Origin of the sequence: Rhizobium sp. SEMIA 4085 (genome assembly GCF_013004495.1) — a bacterium.
Classification (GTDB): domain Bacteria; phylum Pseudomonadota; class Alphaproteobacteria; order Rhizobiales; family Rhizobiaceae; genus Rhizobium; species Rhizobium gallicum.
In genome coordinates this window covers 1-1,140 of sequence record NZ_JABEPH010000679.1, presented here as the reverse complement: position 1 = coordinate 1,140, position 1,140 = coordinate 1, and the positions used below count along the sequence as shown (strand labels likewise).

Annotated in this window: 1 protein-coding gene; it reads left to right on the top strand. The window is 56.1% G+C overall.

Annotated elements, in window-relative coordinates; all coding sequences use genetic code 11:
- Positions 1 to 381: 381 nt before the first annotated feature.
- The coding region (locus C9413_RS32320; RefSeq protein WP_170251601.1) for a glycoside hydrolase family 3 protein at positions 382 to 1,140 on the top strand (759 nt) is incomplete at its 3' end.

Genomic DNA, 1,140 nt, shown 5'->3' with positions numbered 1-1,140 from the left:
CACGAAAGCTGCGCGACCGAGGATTGTCTGTCAACAGATTGTCTGATAAACATTGCTAAGGTTCAAACTGTCTCACGAACTTGCGGAGGAATAACTCCGTAACAGAACCGGCGCTGCCGCAGCACAACTTTCACTGCTGACATCGATCAAATCGCGATGTCCTTGTTTTCAGTGGAAAGCGGTGACTGCATCTCGGCTATGTGAAGGCTGCGAACATGTCGTCGTCCTCGCGACGGCGGGACGCGACGCCTTGGTGAACAAACGGGCCGTCCTTCTCATGGATGGACGGCTCCATGGCGCCGAGATCACCAGCTTCCCCAATATGCATCTCGAGATGCCGATCTGGGAAAGGTAAGTATTGAGATTGAGGAAGCAGAGAAGATGATTGATACGAAAGCATTGCTCGATAATATGACCTTGGCCGAGCAGGTTTCGCTACTTTCCGGCGATACGTTCTGGTCTTTACCGCCCATCGACCGCTTAGGGATAGGGAGATTGCGCTTGACCGACGGCCCCAACGGCGCCCGCGGGGCGGGGTCTTTTGTCGGAGGTGTGACTGCAGCGGCTTTCCCGGTGGGCATCGCCATCGGAGCGAGTTGGAACCCGGACCTAGCCAAGGAAATCGGCAGTGCCCTAGGTGACGAGGTTCTTTCAAAAGGTGCCCACGTCTCGTTAGCCCCCACCGTTAACATCCAGCGCAGCGTCACAAACGGCCGCAACTTTGAGTGCTTCTCTGAGGATCCGATACTGACGGCGGAACTTGCCGTCGGCTATATCGAAGGTCTGCAGTCCAAGAAAGTCGGTGCCACGATAAAACATTTCGTCGGCAACGAGTCCGAGATTGAACGTACAACCATCTCTTCAGATATCGATGAACGCACTCTGCGCGAAGTCTACCTGATACCCTTTGAGGCGGCGGTGAAGCGGGCAAAGGTCTGGGCCGTGATGTCTTCGTATAACAAACTAAACGGTACTTACACGGCGGAAAGCCATTGGCTGTTGAACGAAGTTCTGCGCGGTGACTGGGGTTTTAACGGCGTGGTGATGTCGGACTGGTTCGGCTCGCGTTGGACCGCGCCCACTGTGAATGCCGGGCCGGTACTGGAGATGCCGGGGCCTACCCGCGCGTGCGGCGCCAAG